Origin of the sequence: Oceanisphaera pacifica, assembly GCF_017498065.1 — a bacterium.
GTDB classification, from domain to species: domain Bacteria; phylum Pseudomonadota; class Gammaproteobacteria; order Enterobacterales; family Aeromonadaceae; genus Oceanimonas; species Oceanimonas pacifica.
This window is the reverse complement of record NZ_JAGDFX010000002.1, coordinates 95,123-113,054: the sequence shown is the minus strand read 5'-3', so window position 1 is coordinate 113,054 and position 17,932 is coordinate 95,123. Positions and strand designations below refer to the sequence as shown.

At 48.1% G+C, this 17,932-nt stretch carries 16 protein-coding genes; 3 read left to right on the top strand and 13 right to left on the bottom strand.

Annotation, left to right across the window (positions count from 1 at the left end; all coding sequences use genetic code 11):
• Positions 1 to 27: 27 nt before the first annotated feature.
• On the bottom strand, positions 28 to 1,395 hold the full coding sequence (locus J3U76_RS01945) for a sodium-dependent transporter (protein WP_341534282.1): 1,368 nt from the start codon (positions 1,393 to 1,395) through the stop codon (positions 28 to 30).
• Between the two features lie 633 nt (positions 1,396 to 2,028).
• Between J3U76_RS01945 and J3U76_RS01940 the strand changes: the two genes are divergently transcribed.
• A complete protein-coding gene (locus J3U76_RS01940) occupies positions 2,029 to 2,277 on the top strand; it encodes an IS4/Tn5 family transposase DNA-binding protein (RefSeq protein ID WP_208003988.1) in 249 nt (82 codons plus the stop codon).
• The gene (locus tag J3U76_RS01935; RefSeq protein WP_208003987.1) at positions 2,213 to 3,211 is read left to right on the top strand and encodes an IS4 family transposase; all 999 of its coding nucleotides are present in this window, start codon (positions 2,213 to 2,215) and stop codon (positions 3,209 to 3,211) included. Before J3U76_RS01940 ends, J3U76_RS01935 begins: the two co-directional genes overlap by 65 nt.
• A gap of 485 nt (positions 3,212 to 3,696) precedes the next feature.
• On the opposite strand, the gene J3U76_RS01925 is transcribed toward J3U76_RS01935, so the two are convergent.
• Both J3U76_RS01925 and J3U76_RS01920 read right to left on the bottom strand, forming a co-directional pair.
• Positions 3,697 to 5,730 carry a UvrD-helicase domain-containing protein gene (locus J3U76_RS01925; protein ID WP_208003985.1) on the bottom strand — a complete coding sequence of 678 codons (2,034 nt, stop codon included), beginning with the start codon at positions 5,728 to 5,730 and terminating at the stop codon, positions 3,697 to 3,699.
• An 80-nt stretch (positions 5,731 to 5,810) separates the two neighbouring features.
• Positions 5,811 to 6,236 (bottom strand): winged helix-turn-helix transcriptional regulator, encoded by a 426-nt coding sequence (locus tag J3U76_RS01920; RefSeq protein ID WP_208003984.1) that lies wholly within the window; start codon positions 6,234 to 6,236, stop codon positions 5,811 to 5,813.
• A gap of 246 nt (positions 6,237 to 6,482) precedes the next feature.
• Here J3U76_RS01920 and yjeH point away from each other — a divergent pair, with 246 nt between their 5' ends.
• Positions 6,483 to 7,820 (top strand): L-methionine/branched-chain amino acid transporter, encoded by a 1,338-nt coding sequence (yjeH, locus tag J3U76_RS01915; RefSeq protein ID WP_208003983.1) that lies wholly within the window; start codon positions 6,483 to 6,485, stop codon positions 7,818 to 7,820.
• On the opposite strand, the gene fghA is transcribed toward yjeH, so the two are convergent.
• From fghA to J3U76_RS01865, 10 genes are all read right to left on the bottom strand, one after another.
• Complete coding sequence (gene fghA, locus J3U76_RS01910; RefSeq protein ID WP_208003982.1) at positions 7,791 to 8,624, bottom strand: S-formylglutathione hydrolase; 834 nt, start codon at positions 8,622 to 8,624, stop codon at positions 7,791 to 7,793. The genes yjeH and fghA overlap by 30 nt on opposite strands.
• A 205-nt stretch (positions 8,625 to 8,829) precedes the next feature.
• Complete coding sequence (locus J3U76_RS01905; RefSeq protein ID WP_481130276.1) at positions 8,830 to 9,954, bottom strand: S-(hydroxymethyl)glutathione dehydrogenase/class III alcohol dehydrogenase; 1,125 nt, start codon at positions 9,952 to 9,954, stop codon at positions 8,830 to 8,832.
• A gap of 597 nt (positions 9,955 to 10,551) precedes the next feature.
• Positions 10,552 to 11,019 carry a bacterioferritin gene (gene bfr / locus J3U76_RS01900; protein WP_208003981.1) on the bottom strand — a complete coding sequence of 156 codons (468 nt, stop codon included), beginning with the start codon at positions 11,017 to 11,019 and terminating at the stop codon, positions 10,552 to 10,554.
• Positions 11,020 to 11,030: 11 nt separating this feature from the next.
• A complete protein-coding gene (gene bfr / locus J3U76_RS01895) occupies positions 11,031 to 11,495 on the bottom strand; it encodes a bacterioferritin (protein ID WP_208003980.1) in 465 nt (154 codons plus the stop codon).
• Positions 11,496 to 11,774: 279 nt separating this feature from the next.
• Positions 11,775 to 12,965, bottom strand: a complete 1,191-nt coding sequence (locus J3U76_RS01890) for a CehA/McbA family metallohydrolase domain-containing protein (protein ID WP_208003979.1) — start codon at positions 12,963 to 12,965, stop codon at positions 11,775 to 11,777.
• A 718-nt stretch (positions 12,966 to 13,683) separates the two neighbouring features.
• Entirely contained in the window at positions 13,684 to 13,896 is a 213-nt protein-coding gene (locus J3U76_RS01885) for a hypothetical protein (protein ID WP_208003978.1), read from the bottom strand.
• 58 nt (positions 13,897 to 13,954) lie between these two features.
• The gene (gene trpS, locus J3U76_RS01880) at positions 13,955 to 14,986 is read right to left on the bottom strand and encodes a tryptophan--tRNA ligase (protein WP_208003977.1); all 1,032 of its coding nucleotides are present in this window, start codon (positions 14,984 to 14,986) and stop codon (positions 13,955 to 13,957) included.
• Between the two features lie 85 nt (positions 14,987 to 15,071).
• Positions 15,072 to 15,752 (bottom strand): phosphoglycolate phosphatase, encoded by a 681-nt coding sequence (locus J3U76_RS01875; RefSeq protein WP_208003976.1) that lies wholly within the window; start codon positions 15,750 to 15,752, stop codon positions 15,072 to 15,074.
• Positions 15,745 to 16,419, bottom strand: a complete 675-nt coding sequence (gene rpe, locus J3U76_RS01870; protein WP_208003975.1) for a ribulose-phosphate 3-epimerase — start codon at positions 16,417 to 16,419, stop codon at positions 15,745 to 15,747. The genes J3U76_RS01875 and rpe overlap by 8 nt, the downstream gene beginning before the upstream one ends.
• 672 nt (positions 16,420 to 17,091) lie before the next feature.
• Complete coding sequence (locus J3U76_RS01865) at positions 17,092 to 17,901, bottom strand: Dam family site-specific DNA-(adenine-N6)-methyltransferase (RefSeq protein ID WP_208003974.1); 810 nt, start codon at positions 17,899 to 17,901, stop codon at positions 17,092 to 17,094.
• Positions 17,902 to 17,932: the final 31 nt, after the last annotated feature.

The following is a 17,932-nucleotide window of genomic DNA, read 5'->3' as shown; positions in this document are numbered from 1 at the left end:
CTGTCTGTTAGCGCTTGGCGCTGTCTGTCATTTCAAATTAAAATAAAACACGATCAGCAGGGCGATGGGGGATAAGTAACGAATAACTGGGAACCATACTTTATGCCAGGCCCCTAACTCGGCTTTTGAATGTTCGGGGTTAACTTTCCAACCCACAAATAGCGCAATCAACAAGGCGACCACCGGCATCATGATATTGGCAGTCAAATAATCATATAAGTCGAATAAGGTTTTGCCCTCAAAGCGGGCAAACATATCAAGCGGGGTAAAATCAGACCATACGTTCAAAGACAATAAGGTGGTAATGCCCACCAGCCAAGCCGCTAGCCCACCGCCTATCGCGGCTGTTACTCGGCTTATCCCTTTTTCGTTTAAATAGCTTACCAAAGACTCCAACATAGAAATTGAAGAAGTCCAGGCGGCAAATAATAACAACACAAAAAATAAGGTGGCAAAGAAGCTACCGCCAGGCATTTGACCAAAAGCCACGGGCAGGGTCACAAAAATAAGCCCAGGGCCTTCACCCGCGGCTAAACCGTGAGCAAATACAATCGGAAAAATCGCCAGCCCCGCTAATAGCGCTACACAGGTGTCCATCACCCCAACCACCACAGCGGTGCGGGCAATAGAAACATTTTTAGGCAAATAAGCGCCGTAAGCCATCATGGCGCCACTGGCTAAACTCAGGGTAAAAAAAGCATGGCCTAAGGCAACCAAAATAGACTCAGCCGTAAGTGCAGAGAAATTTGGCTTAAACAAAAAACTCACCGCCTCACCAAAGTGCCCTGTGGTAGCCGCATAACCCACTAAAATAAGTAACAGCACAAATAAAGCAGGCATCAATTTGGTAACCGCGTTTTCTAGCCCGTGGCGTACCCCTCCTGCCGAGACTAAAATGGTTAACCCCATAAATAAGGAGTGCCACATCAACAATTGCCATGGCGAGGCTAATAGGTCTTCAAATAAAGCCCCAGTACTTTGTGCACTTATGCCGCTAAACTGGCCACTTACTGCCGAGACAATATAGGGCATGGTCCAACCGGCAATCACGCTATAAAACGACAAAATTAAAAACGCCGCCAAGGTTGCCATTATGCCCACACCCACCCAGTGCGGGCTGCGCCCTTCGGCCTTAGCCACCACTGCCATACTGCCAATAGGACTTTTAGCGCCACGACGCCCTAGCATCACTTCAGACATCATCAAAGGCAGGCCAATAATGGCAATACAGACTAAATAAACCAGAACAAAAGCCCCGCCGCCATTTTCGCCGGTAATGTAGGGAAACTTCCAAATATTGCCTAATCCGACAGCAGAACCCACGGCCGCCATAATAAACACAAAACGACTGGACCACAGAGCCGGTGTCACCGGCGTTAGCTTATTTTGAGGCACGGCCTGGCTACTCCTGTTAATAATGTTATACGCAAAGAGATAACCCAGCATTTTGCCATGGAAAACGTTTCACTGCGCCCTGTTTTTTAACTCTTAATGATTAAAGACAACGCCGAGCTTAAAATGACTGCGTTACGCCTTACGCTGACCACTATACGAAAGAGATCACACCGTAGAGGCCGCAGCAGCTGCGTAGTTTAACTGACCGCTGATAGCTTAAGACCTGTCACTTAATCACATCTTTTTGTTGATGTTTGAGTGGAAGTCAGGCAGAGCGCACTGCTCCGCTCGACTCGCCGTAAACCCATCCATGGGGGCTCCGCCGCGCCATCCTTGGCGCAGAGGGTCGACGGAGCAGACTCCCTCTGCCTTCTCATTAGCACCGAGTTGCCTGAATGTGTAGGCGAACGCTGGCTCGCGCATTAGGCCGAAAGCGAAAAGCAGCTTTTGCTGCTGTGAGAGAGTTACCCGTATGCTGGCCGTTTTAATTCCTGCTCCCCATTCAAATTTATTACCGATGCTTTACTTTTAAAATTAGAGCAACTATATGATCTAATTACTCTTTTATCTTTCAAGGTATCTTATGTTTATCGCTGATGAGACGGCTTGGGCTGACGCCCTTTTGGGAAAGCCATGCTAGGAGATGCGCGGCGCACGCAACGACTGACCCAGTTAGCGGCAGAAATGGCCGCCTCTGCCTATAGCTCGGTGCCGGCATCGGCACTAGATCCTGCCAGCCTTGAAGGGGCCTATCGCTTTATTGCTAACGATTACATTAAGCCCGAGCATATCGCGCAAGCAGGCTTTGAATATACCGATGCTCTGGTCTCCGCAGCGGCCATTAGTGCTGGCTTTACAAGACACCACGGGGCTCAGTTATAAACACGCAGTCTGCGAAGAGTTGGGTGAAGTCAACTCTGCCAGCAGCAAGCGCTATTCCGCTAAAGGCCGAACCCTGTATGCACATTCCACCTTGATGATGGATGCAGAGCGTGAATCGGTACTCGGTTTAGCGAACCAATATTACTGGTTTCGTCAAGATAAACAAAAAGATAGCAGCCACACCCTGCAATGCCGAGCGCGAGAAGAGAAAGAGAGTTATAAGTGGCAACGCGGCACAGAGACGCTGGCGGATCGACCGGGTGATATGAGCAATGTCATCGATGTGTGTGACCGAGAAGCCGATATATATGAATACTTAGGCTATCAAATCGCGCACCAGCACCGCTTTGTGGTGCGCTCATCAGGTGATCGTAAGCTTGCGGATAGCGAGCAAAAGCTCCGCGCTACCTTAGATGCGCTCGAGCCGGTGTGTCATTACGACCTGCATATTGCATCAAAAGGGGGCCGACCTGCCCGAGATGCAACGATTGCACTCAGCCACACTCAGGTCACCCTGCCTAAGCCACAGCGAGCAACAGCACAAGACACGCTGACGCTGAATCTCTTGTATTGCAGTGAAATGACCGAAGGTATAACAGAGCCGCTGTGCTGGGTGTTATACACCACTGAGCCGTTGCCAGATGCGGCGGTGGCACGAAAAACAGTCAGATATTATGGGTTGTGCTGGCGGATAGAAGAGTTTCATCGGATCTGGAAAAGCGAAGGCACCAAGGTTGAAGGTCTGCGGATGCAAACCAAAGAAAACGTGCGTCGAGCGGCGGTGATCAAAGCCTTTATCGCGGTGCGCCTACTGCAACTAAAAGAAATAGCACAGAATCGAGAAGAGGCGAAAACCATCAGCTGTAATACCTTATTAAGCCGGGTTGCTTGGCGATTACTGTGGAATAAAGTCGAGAAAAAAACTTTCCCCTGAGCAGGCGTCATCCCTATATTGGGCCTATTATGCCTTAGCTCGATTGGGGCGTTGGCATGACAGCTCACGCAATGGTCGAGTGGGGACGCAAGCGCTCTGGCGAGGCTGGTTTACGCTGATGGATTACGTTGAAGCGTATGAATTCCTTAAAGATATTGACGAGTGAGTGTTATCGATATTGAAGTGGCTATATTGCTGTTTTGTGAGTAACGAGTCTGAATGGAGAGTACCAACAGGCAGCACCATAGTGTGTGGCCGGATAAAGGGATCTTCTTCACCGACCATCACATGACAAGGATGTCATGTGTTTGAGCGCTACAGGGATGTACTTGCAGCGTGTCGATGAAGAAGACCCTTTGTTCGGCTGTTATGTAGGGGTATCACCGACTCAGTCACGAACATCATTTTTATTTATAATACAAGAGAAAGATGTGACTAAGTGACAGGCTTAAGGCTTACCGCTCCCCGAAGGGGTTAGGCGCTCCTTACCCCCACTTACTCACACTCGGATATCCACCACTAGTAAGCTCTTTAATAAACACCGACGGTTGTTGTGCATCAGCAAGTAAAAATACTTGTTGCCGTGCGCGGGTAAGGCCAACATAAAATAACCGGCGCTCTTCGGCATAAGCAAAGCTATCCGTTTCGGGTAGTAAGCGTTCTAATAAACCAGTGGTACTTTGCTCGGGCGGAAAACCATATTTACCACGGCCAAGCCCAAGCATAATCACATGATCCGCCTCTTTACCTTTGGCAGCGTGCACGGTTTGGGTCACAATTTCTAACCCCACAAAGCGCTTGCGCCATGCCGTTAGCTGTGCCAAATCTGGCAAACTAAAACGAAACCGCGCCAACAAATACACAGATGCCTGAGGTTGCTCCGCTGCTATTTGCCCCAGTAAACGGCTAATCGCTTCGGTTTGCCCATGGGCGGTAACGGGCAACACATGCACGCAGGGCGAAGCACTTTGCGTGTGCGTCGTTAAGGTTTTGGTTAATTGCTCGGGGTTTTGCTGCACAAAACGGCTCGCCACTTGCTCGATTTGGTTATTAAAACGAAAGGTTTTATCTAAACGCGTAATACGGCTGGCACCAAAGGTGTCGGCAAAGCGCGTGGTTAGCCTCACATCCCCCCCGCTAAAGCGATAAATGGCCTGCCAGTCATCGCCAACACAAAACAGCGATAACTCAGGCGCCGCATCGCGCAATGCTTGCAGCAAATGGGCGCGGGGGCCAGATATATCCTGAAATTCATCCACCAAAATATAACGCCACGGCACACTAAAACGCCCTTGGCGTATAAAGTCTGTGGCCTGCTCTATCATGTCATCAAAATCAATCTTCCCCTGCTCGGCCAACTCATGTTGATAACGGTGTAACAGCGGCAATATTAGTGATAATTGCGCCGCCAACTCAGGGGATAAGTCGGTCAAGTTAGGCTCACCATACAGCTTTAACGCCGCCACTATGGGGGCCCATTCGCGAGCTAATTTGTGATAATCAGGCTCGGGAGTTATGGAAATGCGCTTGTTTTTAAGCCAGCCATATAAAGCTTGGCGATAGCTCTCATCTTGCTGGCACAGCTCAGCTAGCCAGTTGGCCAGCGCCTTAACACGGGCACTGTCTTGCTGCGCCAAAGGGCTAAGGGTGGGCATTGCTCCTTCTACTTTGCTTAAAATCATTAAGCCAAGTGCATGAAAAGTACGAGCATGAACGCCGCTGGTGCTCGAGTGTCGGGCTAAGCGATCACTCATTTCACTGGCGGCTTCATTACCAAACGCCAGCAATAACAATTCTTGCGGCTTCGCTTGGTGTGATGCCACTAAAAACGCAGCCCGCGCCATCATTACGCTGGTTTTGCCACACCCCGCCCCTGCTAGAACCAAGTTGGCATCTTCATCTACCACACAGGCTAGGCGCTGCGCATCAGTTAAAGGGTGGGTTTCTAAGGAGTCAAAAAGGTCGGCATAGTCTGTTAGCATCTGCTGGCAATATTCGGCACAACAGTGTTCACGCCACGCCTCGTCTGCCGTTATTAAGGTACTAAGCAAACCAATAGCGGCGGCTTCGCGATCAGATAACTCGGCAGGCGGCGTTAAGCTAGCCCAATTTATGGCCTGCTTGCCCGCAGCAGGCTCAAGAGTGGCCAATAATTTTTGTAGCTGCTGCCAGCGAGATTGGCGTAAGTAGCCTTGCTCTAACAGTTGCAAACATTGGGTGGCTAGGGGCAAAGCACGGGCGGCCAACACTTGGTACCATGTTAAGGTAAGCAACTTATATAGCGCATCAGCCACCGGCTTTGGTAACCAAGCCAACTCAAGATCGCCTTGGGCACAATATAAATGCAGACGGTAAAAGCGCCAGCCTTTTATACGCGCCGGCGGCGCCGTTAAGTCTTGCCAAGTTAGCGAGTGGCGCTCATTTTTAAGGTGCAGTACCAGCCCTTGATGGGTGATTTCACAAGCTAAAAAAGGGTGGTTAAACCAAGGCGCTAACCAATGGGCCCGAAATACTTGCATAGTGTCCTTAAACAAAAGTTAATAGCGCCGAGTTAATAGATAAATACCGCTCTTTGCTAAGCTGGATCTTTTGGGCTATATCAATTTAAGGTATTGATCACTTCCCCTAAAATCATATGGGTGCGTACGGTTTTAATATGAGGGGTGTGCTCTATAAGATGGCGAACAGCATCTAACCTATCCATTGATGCGGCTTCTACATATACCAGCATGTCGGTTTCGCCACTAATGGTGTAGCACAGCTTAACTTCAGGCACACAGCGTAACGACTCAGCATATTGCTCGCATTGGCGCACATGGTAACAAAGTGCAAAGTAAGCGCGCACTAACGAGCTCGGTTGTCCTACTCGTGCGTGATAGCCCTGAATGATACCTCTATCTTCTAAGCTTTTAATGCGCTCCGACACCGCCGAGCGCGATAAGTTAACTTCGCGCGCTATACTTGCCACGGCTAGGCGCGCGTTTGCTGTGAGTAATGCCAGTATTTTCTGGTCAAACTTGTCCACTCAATCCCCTTTTACCGCTATGGCAACCAAACGTCGGTCAAATACGACGTTTCGCTTGTTACAAGCCGCAGAGTGCCACGCCTATTCATCTTTATATAGCGCTAATATATCAGAATTAAACAGCATCAAGCGCTTAGCCAAAAGATTAATACCTAGGCTTTGCCTGGTGCAAATTAAGTTTGGCGCCAAGGGCTGGGCTTAATATTTAAAGTCACGCATAGAGCAAAAAAATAGGGAATGAAACAATTGAGCCGTTTACAACAACAATTAGGGCTAGGCTATGGTACCACCATGATGGCCACCTCATTATTAGGCAGTGGCATTTTTGTGGTGCCAGCAGTGGCGGCAAGCCTTGCTGGTGCCGATTCGTTATGGGCTTGGTTAGTGCTAATTATATTAGTGCTCCCCATAGCGTTTACTTTTGCTCGCCTCGGCCGCGCTTTTCCCCATGCGGGCGGTGCACCGCATTTAATTGGTCGCGCGCTGGGTGTCCCTATGGAAAAGCTCTCTGCCTTTTTATTTCTTGCCGTGCTTCCCGTTGGTTTGCCTGCTATGTTAACGCTTACTACCGGCTTTTGGCACGCCTTGTTTGTGTTTAGTGACACTGGCGATTTACTTATACAGCTGGGCACGCTCAGCTTAGTGATGCTCCTTGGCACCCGTAACAGTGCAGCATCTGGCTTGGTGCAATTACTGATAGCGCTGGCTATTATTGGTTTATTAGCCGCTATGTGGTTTAAGGCTGGTTTATTAAATAGCGTAATAAGTACAATACCTGCGCTAGAAACCGTAGCGTGGCCAGCTATCCCTAGTACCTTGGCGGTGATGTTTTGGTGCTTTGTTGGCCTAGAAGCCTTTACGCACATGGGGGAAGAATTTAAACGCCCTGAACGCGACTTTCCATTGGCTTTGTTATTTGGCGTATTGTTGGCAGGCCTTATTTATTTAGCTTATGCGGTGGCCGTCGTTAAATTTTCAGGATTTGGCGATCAATTAACCAACACTACCTCGTTTCCGATATTAATGGCCAAGCTCTTTGGCGAACCTGGCCGCTGGGCCGCTGCGACTGTTGGCTACTTGGCCTGCTTTGCTGGGCTAAATTTGTATGTACAAGGTTTTTCTCGGTTACTGTGGAGCATGGCAGACGAAGGCAAACTGCCGGCATCATTAGCCAAGCTTAATAGTAGGGGCGTACCATTTCGTGCGCTTATTTGGGTAGTGGCTGCCAGTGCGCTAAGCCTGTTAGCCGTCTGGGCCTTTAAGTTGCCACTAGAAACCTTAATGCGCTATGCCAACGGCAACTTTATATTAGTCTATCTACTTGCCATGATTGCAGGCGTCAAGCTGCTTAGCGGTAGCCATCGCTGGTTAGCCACGCTTGCTAGCCTGTTATGCTTGGGCATATTTGTGTCATTAGGCATAGAAGCCGGTTATGCACTCGCGCTGGGTGGTTTGTTTATAGGTAGCAGCTGGCTAATAAGAATGGACGAAAAACGCCGCGATAGCGCGGCGAGAATAGATAAGAAAGCTTTGCTTAGGCTGTTAGCTCATCGCTTATCGCAAATGCTTAGCATGAAAACGTAGGTGGTCTTCTATAAAACTGGCGATGAAGTAGTAGCTGTGATCGTAGCCCTGTTGCATGCGTAAGGTTAAGTCAGCATTTGTTTGTTTAGCAGCGGCAACTAAGGTTTGAGGCTTTAATTGCTCGGTTAAAAAGTTATCGGCTTCACCTTGATCAACGAGTATCGGCAAGGTACAGCCTTTGTTTATCAACAACAAGCTGGCGTCGTAGTGCGACCACATCTCTCGGTTATCGCCTAAATAGGCAGTAAAGGCTTTTTCGCCCCATGGGCAGTCGCTGGGGTTGCTAATGGGGGCAAATGCCGAAACCGAACTAAAGCGGGCTTGGTTACGCAGCGCTAACACTAACGCACCGTGTCCGCCCATGGAGTGACCTGTGATGGCACGTTTGTTGGTTAGGGGCAATTCAGCCTCTACTAGAGCGGGCAGTTCATTCAGTGTGTAGTCGTACATTTGGTAATGCTTGTTCCACGGCGCTTGGGTGGCATTAACATAAAAGCCCGCGCCTAAGCCTAAATCGTAGGCGGCATTGTCGTCGTCTGCCACGCCTTCGCCTCGGGGGCTGGTATCGGGAATGATAAGTGCTAGCCCAAGCTCTGCCGCTACGCGCTGAGCGCCGGCTTTGCTAGAGAAATTTTCATCATTACAGGTTAACCCCGATAACCAATATACAGCAGGTACTGGGCCTGATTCTGCCTGTGGGGGCAAGAACACAGAAAACTGCATGTCGCAATGAAGAACATTAGAGGTATGTTGGTAGCGAATTTGACGACCACCAAAGCAACGTTGCTGTTGAACAATTTGCATGATAACTCCTTAAAGAAAGCTGTCAGCGATGCGCCGTCAGCTGTCAGTTAAACCCAAACACCGTAAAACCAAGGCTATACGTTTTACGCCTTACGGAAAAACAAACGTCTAAAAGACAGCTGTAAGCTTTCAGCTGTCAGCCGTCAGATAAAGAACACAGCGGTCAACGTATAGCGTACAGCTGTCAGTTAGCGCTGTTTGTGACTTACTTATCGTAGTGGATCACGGTGCGGATTGATTTGCCTTGGTGCATCAGGTCGAAGGCTTTATTGATGTCTTCTAGGCCCATGGTGTGGGTGATAAAAGTATCAAGTTCAAATTCGCCATTCATGTATTGCTCTACTATGCCAGGCAGTTGTGAGCGGCCTTTGACGCCGCCAAACGCGGAGCCTTTCCATACCCGACCGGTAACCAGCTGGAAGGGACGGGTAGAGATTTCTTGACCAGCACCGGCAACACCAATAATCACAGATTCGCCCCAGCCTTTGTGGCAGGCTTCTAATGCCGAACGCATCACTTTAACGCTACCAATACACTCAAAGGAGTAATCTACCCCGCCGTCGGTCATTTCTACAATGACCTCTTGAATTGGCTTATCAAAATCATTGGGGTTAATGCAATCGGTCGCCCCTAATTGCTTAGCAATGGCAAACTTATCTTCGTTAATATCAATGGCAATAATACGGCTGGCTTTGGCCATTACGGCACCAATAATTACCGCTAAACCAATGCCACCTAAACCGAATACGGCTACTGTGTCACCTTCTTGTACATTGGCCGTGTGTTTGACCGCACCCATGCCGGTAGTGACACCACAACCGAGTAAGCACACTTTTTCTAATGGTGCTTCTTTATTAATTTTTGCCAAAGCAATTTCTGGTACTACTGTGCGCTCAGCAAAGGTGGAGCAGCCCATATAGTGAAAAATGGGTTGGCCGTCTTTAAAGAAACGGGTAGTGCCATCTGGCATTAAACCCTGTCCTTGAGTAGCACGTACCGCTTGGCATAGATTGGTTTTACCCGAGGTACAAAATTTACATTCGCCACATTCGGCGGTGTAAAGTGGGATCACATGGTCGCCTACTGCTAGGCTAGTCACGCCCTCGCCAACTGCTTCTACTACACCACCGCCCTCGTGTCCTAAAATGGCAGGAAAGATCCCCTCAGGATCGTCACCAGACAGAGTAAAAGCATCAGTATGGCAAACCCCTGTCGCCACAATGCGTACCAATACCTCGCCTTTTTGTGGCGGCATTAAATCAACTTCTTCAATAGACAAAGGTTTGCCTGCTTCCCAAGCAACGGCGGCGCGTGTTTTGATCATGTCCATAGGTTTGCTCCTGCTTTAGTGCTTTGCACTATGTTAAATATTGAATGCTAATGGTCAGTTTAAGAAAGTGTCTCTTTTACATTAGCAGCAAGCAGCTTGGCTTGTGTTATTAATATTGTATTGCATAGCGAGAAAGTAACAATGGTTTAAATTGGAAATGATTTTTACTGGGGAGTAATAAAAGACAGCTTTCAGCTGTAAGCCGTCGGCTATCAGTTAAACACAAACACCGTGAAAACAGCGCCGAAGACAGCTGTAAGCTATCAGCCTGTCAGATAAAAACCAACATACAGCACGAATGTAGTCGCGTGCTTTAGCCGCGAAATGGTGCGTAGCGCCATACCATGCACGAAAACAACGCGGTACGTTTTACGCGGTACGCCTTACGTCAAAGAAAACACCGGCTTGGCCTTTTCGTACAGCGGTCAGCGTATAGCGTACAGCTGCCTGTCTAACACCGCACAGCTAAAGCAGTGCCTACAGGTAAACAAAACCAATATTCATATGATGTACGGGTGTAGCCCCATAATAAAAGCCGCTGCTGCGGCTTTTATTAAACATTTAAAATTAAGCATTCAACATTGCGCGAAGCGCGTATTACATCTGCGACTGTAGGTAGTTTTGCAGACCGATTTTGTCGATTAAGCCCACTTGTTGCTCTAACCAGTGGGTGTGATCGTTTTCGGTGTCTGATAGTAATACTTGTAGCATATCGCGTGTTTGATAATCACGTTCTTGCTCGCATAAAGCCATCACTTCGCGCAAATCGTCGATCACTTTAAGCTCAAGGTTAAGATCGCTTTGCAACATGGCTGGCACGTCTTTACCTATGTTTAATGGCGCGCGTGACACCATGTCTGGAGTGCCACCTAAAAACAGAATGCGCTCTATGATCAGGGCCGCATGGCCTTTTTCGTCATCAAACTCGTGATCAATACGCTCATACAGCTTTTGATATCCCCAGTCTTCGTACATACGAGAGTGAATGAAATACTGATCCATTGAGCTTAGCTCACCGGCCAGCAGCTCGTTTAATGCCGCTATTACTTTGGCGCTACCTTTCATATTTGACTCCCTTATAGTTGAGACTGTTGATAATTTTCAAGACCGATCACGCTTATTAGGTCAAGCTGACAGTCTACCCAGTCAAGATGTTCTTCTTCGTATGCTTCTATTTCGCACAGTAGTTTGCGCGAAACATAGTCTTTAACCGACTCGCAGTAGGCGATGGCGTCTTTTAATACTTGCAGCTGCTCTTCTACTTGCAGTTTGTCGCATTGCAGCATTTCTTGCGTATTTTCACCAATACGCAGTCGATTTAAGTGCTGTAAATTAGGCAGGCCTTCTAAAAACAATACCCGCTCAATTAGCTTATCGGCTTGTTTCATGTCTTTGATGGATTTTTTGTATTCGCGTTCGTCTAACAGGTTAAAGCCCCAGTTTTTAAACATACGCGCATGCAAGAAATATTGGTTGATAGAGGTTAGCTCTATGCTAAGTACCTGATTAAGATACTCTATGACTTTTTTATCGCCTTTCATACATTTCTCCCCCCTGATTAATGAGGTAAGCATAGTCGACATTGCCGCTTATTTCAAACGCAAGATTAAGATAAGCCATTGATTTTACTTGGGTAACGTAGTCGCAATGAGAATGGATTTGATTAGTAACTTCAGCGCCTAGCGGACAGACAGCTGTCAGCTTTCAGCGGTCAGCCGTCAGATAAAGAAAAACAGCGCCGTATGCTGGACGCTGTTGTATTTAGGTTTAAGCTTAGCGCTAGGCGCTGTACTTACAAGCTTGGTGCTGGGCGCTGCTCTTTATTTAATCCAAATCGGGTTTGAGTAGGCTTTGTTGCCTTGTTTGTCTTCTACTACCCATTGCATCCAGGTGCGATTAGGAGGGACGGGTACGCCGGTTCTAAACCACTTGGCACCGTTAATTTTCCAACCTGCTACTTGTTTGCCATCGAGCCAGACTTCGGCTTTGGCTAGGCCAATTTCTGAGCGAAATTCGACTTCTGACTTTTTATAAGGCTTGGCTTCACCACCAAAATTGGTGGTAATGGGATACACTTCGGGGCCGAAGCTGACAAAGCTGTGCCCTTTGGCGGCGGCACGCGCGAAGTCGGCAGTAATGCGGCCTTTAGGGGTATAGGCATAAATTTTGCCACTCTTATGTTTGGCGTCTTTAAGCTTAGGGCCGGCATTTAAATAAACGCGCTCGCCTCGGCTCCAACGCTGGCGCATTACCGATAAGTAGCTTTCAAAATTACCGCTTATCGGTTTGAGATCAAATAAGCCTAATTCTGCTTGGGGGCTGGCGGTGGTATACATTTCAAGATCTGAACGTAAATTACCCAATGAACCGGCACTTAACCAAGCACTAAATTCATTGTTTTTTCCTGTGTAGCTGCGACGTAAACCGTCGGTTTCGGAGAGTTCGCTCAAGTTATTCTGTAATTGACCCGCAGTCCAGTGGCTGTGCACCATGCGCGTCATGTCGTTATAGTTGTCTGCCGTGTTCGCGATAGGGTGATTACGCGTTAGCTGATAGCCCGCTTTTGTATTACCTTTTATCGGGTCTAGCACTGTAGTGGTGAGCTTAATGCCGGGGTAGGCTTTGTGCACTTCATAGCGGCTAATAATGCGATGACCATCTAGATTCCGAGTAACAGCGATTTCTAACTCATCCGCAGTTTGCTTTACGATCTCGGTACTTTCGAGGCTGGTTTGGCCGGAACCTGCACTAAAGTCGACTGATTTAATCAGATCTTTGCTAAATTTGCCCTCTTCCATCATGGCCAGGTCAACTAACTCGCCCTGTGCGAGGGCAAACGCGAAGTATGGTGTGGTAACGGTGATGTCATCGGCACCGGTAGCGTTACCGCCTTGGATGCTAGTGGGACCATGAGCGACGGCTATTTTGCTAGGAACGGTGGCGGTGTTAGAGGCACAGGCACTAAGCACCATGGCGGCCAATAGTGTGAGGCCCGTTTTATGAAAACCCATATTAAGTAAACCTTGAATAAGAGAAATTATTGATGTGAGAATTTTGACAGGTATTGAGGGGAAATCAAACTACAGCTCAAAGCTAAAAGGCAGCGGTAAACCGTCAGATAAACCCAAACACCGTGAAAACAGCGCTGTACATTTTACGCGGTACGCCTTACGGAAAACCGACCACCAACATCAGCATGGTGCACGAATCGTTTGGCGTATCACCGTAACATGCAGACGATGCCAAGGTTTGCATGGTGCAGCAAAGCTATTGCTTTGCGGTAGAGGTCGCTAACAGACAGCTGTAAGCCGTCAGAAAAACAATCTTGCTTCGCAAGACCCACAGGTGAAGCTGTGGGGCTACAAGAACAGTAAAACAAGAACCGACAAACAATATCAATGTTAACCCTAGCGTGGTTTGATGGTTTTTTGTGCCGCTTCGCGCCACCGGCCAGCTGAAGCGGCCTCTACGGTGTGATTTTTTTAATACGGCGTGGTTTGTAAAACAAAAAACAGCTCGGGTTTGAATGCCAACAAACAACACCGGTTTAAACATAGTGTGGCTTGATGGTTTATGTGCCGCTGCGCGCCACCGGTTTGGTTTTTTCGTATAGCGGTCAGCGTAAGAGGTACAGCTATCAGTTTAGGCGTATAGTGGTCGGCGTACAGCTACCAGTTTAAGCGTACAGCGTAAGGCGTATAGCTGTCAGTTTGACGTACAGTTGTCTATTTAGTGATCTAGAAGGCGGCCTTGGGCGAGTTCGCGTTCGCGTTGGCACTCAGCTAGGTAAATGGCGGCCATAATGGCGGTGTTGCTGTGGTAGTCATCTGTGACTTTAGACACCATAAACGCTAGAGTCTGTTCGTTTTTGGCCATGCGAAATTTACGCAACCAATAGAGCTTGTCGATTAAGTCGCTATTAAGGGGCTTAGAGTCTGTCATCAGAGAAGATAAGTCCAATTATGTGATATAAAAAAGGGGCGCTTTGGCCCCTTAGATATTAAAGATGTCTAGGTACAAAGCCGATAACATCATATACGCTTTTTAGGGTTTGCGCAGCTTTTTTGCGCGCTTTATCAGCACCCTGCGACAGAACTCTGATCAACTCATCCTCATCTGCACGCAGCTCGTGAAAGCGAGCTTGAATCGGCTCTAGCATGGCTAATACCGCATCGGCGGTTTCAGTTTTAAGATGGCCGTACATTTTGCCTTCAAAGTGCGCTTCTAGCTCTTTAATGCTACGCCCAGTGGCCCCCGACATTAGGGTAAGTAGGTTTGATACGCCGGGTTTGTTTTCTTGATCAAACTTAACCACGGGAGGATCTTCTGAGTCGGTAACGGCACGTTTTAACTTTTTGGCAATCACTTTGGGATCTTCTAACAAACCAATAAAGTTATTGACGTTTTCATCTGATTTAGACATCTTTTTGGTCGGCTCTTGCAAGCTCATTATGCGCGCGCCATCTGCCGGAATAAAAGGCTCGGGTACGGTAAATACCTCGCCATAAAGTTGATTAAAACGATAGGCAATGTCGCGCGATAACTCCAGATGTTGCTTCTGGTCGTTGCCCACCGGCACTTGGCTAGTTTGATATAGCAATATATCGGCAGCCATAAGCGCGGGATAGGTAAATAAGCCGGCATTAATATTTTCGGCATGACGGCTCGATTTATCTTTAAATTGCGTCATGCGTGATAGCTCGCCAAATTGGGTATAACAGTTTAATACCCACGCCAGCTCAGCATGCTCTGGCACATGAGATTGAATAAAGATGGTGCTTTTTTCAGGGTCTAGGCCAATCGCCATATAAAGAGCGGCAGCATCGAGGCAAGCTGCGCGCAATGCTTTAGGGTCTTGGCGCACTGTAATGGCGTGCATATCTACGATGCAATATAGGCAGTCGTAGTCTTGCTGCATATTAACCCATTGGCGCAATGCGCCCATGTAGTTACCTATTGTTAACTGCCCCGATGGCTGGGCACCACTAAAAACGGTGGGGTTAGCCGAGGTATTGGCCGTATGTTCAACCATGAAGATATTCCTTGTGTATCTTTTAAAAGTGAGACGTTTAGCAAGGCAAAGCCGGCCAGTAAAAGGTGATCTCCGCCCCACTTTGTTATTTAAGTAAATCGAGTAGCTCGCTAAATTGGTTGATAACCCAATTAGGCTGGCTATCGGCAATAGACTTGCCATAGTTATAGCCGTAAGTAAGCCCAACCGAGGCCATGCCCGCCGTTTGAGCGGCCAGTATGTCGTTTTCGGAATCTCCCACCATTATGCTGTGCTCGGGGGCAATATTCAGGGTATGACATACATGCAAAAGCGGCACTGGGCTGGGCTTTTTGTCTGCTAGGCTGTCGCCACCTAGGCTTAGCGAAAAATATGGCGCTAAGCCCGTCTTCGCTAAAATATCCGGCACAAAACCATAGGGCTTATTGGTTACCAGCGCTAAGGTATAACCCGCTGCTTTAAGCTGCTCTAGGGTGTCGATAACGCCTGGGTAGAGTACCACTTGGTGACTGGCCACGCTTTGGTAAGCGTTATCAAATAACCCTCGGGCTTGTTGATGCAGGCTTGGCGTGGGCGGACGCGTTAACACCGCTGTTAATGCACGCTGCACCAGCATATCGGCACCATTGCCCACCCACAACCGCACTTCTTGCTCTGTCACTTGGGGGTGGCCAAGCTCAGCCAGCATAAGATTAACGGCTTGCCATAGCTGAGCCACGCTATCAATAAGGGTGCCGTCTAAATCAAACTGAATCAGTTTAATGTGGCGGGTATCGATATTAGACATTGGCTTGGGCCAGCTCGCTGCGCATTTGGTCGATCACGGCTTTGTAGTCGGGCTGGTTGAAAATAGCCGAGCCTGCTACAAACATATCGGCTCCGGCTTCGGCGATGGCGCGAATGTTGTCTACTTTTACGCCGCCGTCTATTTCTAAGCGAATATTACGGCCACTATCGGTGATGCGTTGGCGTGCTTCGCGTAGTTTGTCTAAGGTGTTATCAATAAAAGATTGACCGCCAAAGCCTGGGTTAACAGACATCAATAAAATCACGTCTACTTTATCCATGACATAGTCTAAATAACTAAGCGAAGTGGCGGGGTTAAAGACTAAGCCTGCTTGGCAGCCGTGCTCTTTAATCAGACTCAAAGTGCGGTCTATATGATCGGAGGCTTCGGGATGAAAAGTAATAATTGATGCGCCTGCTTCGGCAAACTGTGGCACTAAGCTGTCTACCGGTTTAACCATGAGGTGCACATCTATAGGAGCGGTAACGCCATAGTCGCGTAGCGCTTTGCAGACCATGGGCCCTATGGTGAGGTTGGGCACATAGTGGTTGTCCATTACGTCAAAGTGCACAACATCGGCACCTGCTTGTAATACTTTGTCTACTTCTTCGCCTAAGCGGGCAAAGTCGGCAGACAATATTGAGGGGGCAATCAGGTAGTCAGTCATGGGGCTTCCTTTAGACATAAGCACAAAAAAACGAGCTAATTCTATAACAAATCAGCGTTAAAAGCAGCGCACAAAACCACGAGGTACGTTTTACGCGGTACGCCGTACGAAAAATCGACCACCAACACCTAAAAGACAGCTGTAAGCTTTCAGCTGTAAGCCGTCAGATAAAACCAAAACAGCAACGCCAACGTTTACATGGCGCACGAATGTAGTCGCGTGCTTTAGCCACGAAATGGTGTGCAGCACCATACCATGCACGGAAACAACCCTGTGCATTGGTTTTTGTGCGAATGAATTCGCCCACAAAAAGCCAGAGCCACCCTTTGGTCATTGCGAGGAGTGCAACGACGCGGCAATCCATCTACTAGACAGCTGTACGCTTTACGCTAAGCGCCTGACGAAAAAAGCAAAACCGCAGTTTTTATTTAACGTAAAACAGTCAGCGTTAGATGTAGCGCTTTCCTTTGAAATGGATTGCCGCGCTACGCTCGCAAAGACGAAATAAGGGCGCATAACAATATAGTGCAAAGCCTTGACGTCTAACAGAGTATCTACAGGTAAACACCAATGGTTAATGGTTAATGTAAACAAAACAGCGCCAGCTTTTGTTTTTTTTCGTACAGCGGTCAGCGTAAGGCGTACGGCTTTCTTTTAGCTTGGCGCTACTAATTACCCTTTAAACAAAGCTAGGAGTTCGTCTACTTTTTTGCGGTTATCGGAATTGCGGCTGATGGTGCGTTTAACAGACACTACTTGTAGGTCGGCACCGCGATAGAGTTCGCGGGTAAGGGGAATGTCGTGGTTACTAACCAGCACGGAGATGCCCGCGCTTGCCGTTTCTCGAGCTAGACGGGCAAGAATGGCTTGGTCATCTAGGGTAAAGCCGTTGGCCGCATAGGTAGTAAAACCAGTTGTAGACAAGGGGGCGTATGGCGGATCGCAATAAAACACTTGATCTGACTTAGCGTCGGCAAATACCTGATCGTACCCTTGGCAGACAAAAGTGGCCTTTTGGGCTTTCTCCGCAAAAAACCACAGCTCTTTTTCAGGAAAATAGGGCTTTTTATAAGAGCCAAAAGGGACGTTAAAGCCCCCACTTTTATTGTAGCGGCATAGGCCGTTGTAACCATGACGGTTAAGATACAAAAACAATAAGGCACGTCGAAAGCGATCTCGTTCTTGGTTAAAAGCAATGCGGTGATCGTAGTAGGCGTCTTTGGCATTATTGCTGGGGGTAAATAAGGTTGCCGCCTCGCGAATAAAGACATCGGGCTGACTTTTCAGTAGCTGATAAAGATGAATAAGATCGGCGTTAATATCGGCGAGTAAATAAGATTCGAAGTCGGAGTTTAAAAAAACTGAGCCGGCGCCCATAAAAGGCTCTACAAGCTCTCGGGCTTCGGGCAACCGCTGATTAATACTCTCTATGAGGCCGTACTTACCACCAGCCCATTTTAAAAATGCTCGAGTTTTAGTCATTGTTGTCATTAAAGCCGAACCGATAAGGGGC

What these genes read in the sequence shown, in the direction of transcription:
- J3U76_RS01935 (WP_208003987.1), top strand. Translation starts at nt 2,213, where the DNA reads ATGCTCTGGTCTCCGCAGCGGCCATTAGTGCTGGCTTTACAAGACACC.
- J3U76_RS01875 (WP_208003976.1), bottom strand. Translation starts at nt 15,752, where the DNA reads ATGTCTAATATCGATACCCGCCACATTAAACTGATTCAGTTTGATTTA.
- J3U76_RS01905 (WP_481130276.1), bottom strand. Translation starts at nt 9,954, where the DNA reads ATGGACATGATCAAAACACGCGCCGCCGTTGCTTGGGAAGCAGGCAAA.
- rpe (WP_208003975.1), bottom strand. Translation starts at nt 16,419, where the DNA reads ATGACTGACTACCTGATTGCCCCCTCAATATTGTCTGCCGACTTTGCC.
- bfr (WP_208003980.1), bottom strand. Translation starts at nt 11,495, where the DNA reads ATGAAAGGCGATAAAAAAGTCATAGAGTATCTTAATCAGGTACTTAGC.
- bfr (WP_208003981.1), bottom strand. Translation starts at nt 11,019, where the DNA reads ATGAAAGGTAGCGCCAAAGTAATAGCGGCATTAAACGAGCTGCTGGCC.
- J3U76_RS01865 (WP_208003974.1), bottom strand. Translation starts at nt 17,901, where the DNA reads ATGACTAAAACTCGAGCATTTTTAAAATGGGCTGGTGGTAAGTACGGC.
- trpS (WP_208003977.1), bottom strand. Translation starts at nt 14,986, where the DNA reads ATGGTTGAACATACGGCCAATACCTCGGCTAACCCCACCGTTTTTAGT.
- J3U76_RS01885 (WP_208003978.1), bottom strand. Translation starts at nt 13,896, where the DNA reads ATGACAGACTCTAAGCCCCTTAATAGCGACTTAATCGACAAGCTCTAT.
- J3U76_RS01925 (WP_208003985.1), bottom strand. Translation starts at nt 5,730, where the DNA reads ATGCAAGTATTTCGGGCCCATTGGTTAGCGCCTTGGTTTAACCACCCT.
- J3U76_RS01940 (WP_208003988.1), top strand. Translation starts at nt 2,029, where the DNA reads ATGCTAGGAGATGCGCGGCGCACGCAACGACTGACCCAGTTAGCGGCA.
- fghA (WP_208003982.1), bottom strand. Translation starts at nt 8,624, where the DNA reads ATGCAAATTGTTCAACAGCAACGTTGCTTTGGTGGTCGTCAAATTCGC.
- J3U76_RS01890 (WP_208003979.1), bottom strand. Translation starts at nt 12,965, where the DNA reads ATGGGTTTTCATAAAACGGGCCTCACACTATTGGCCGCCATGGTGCTT.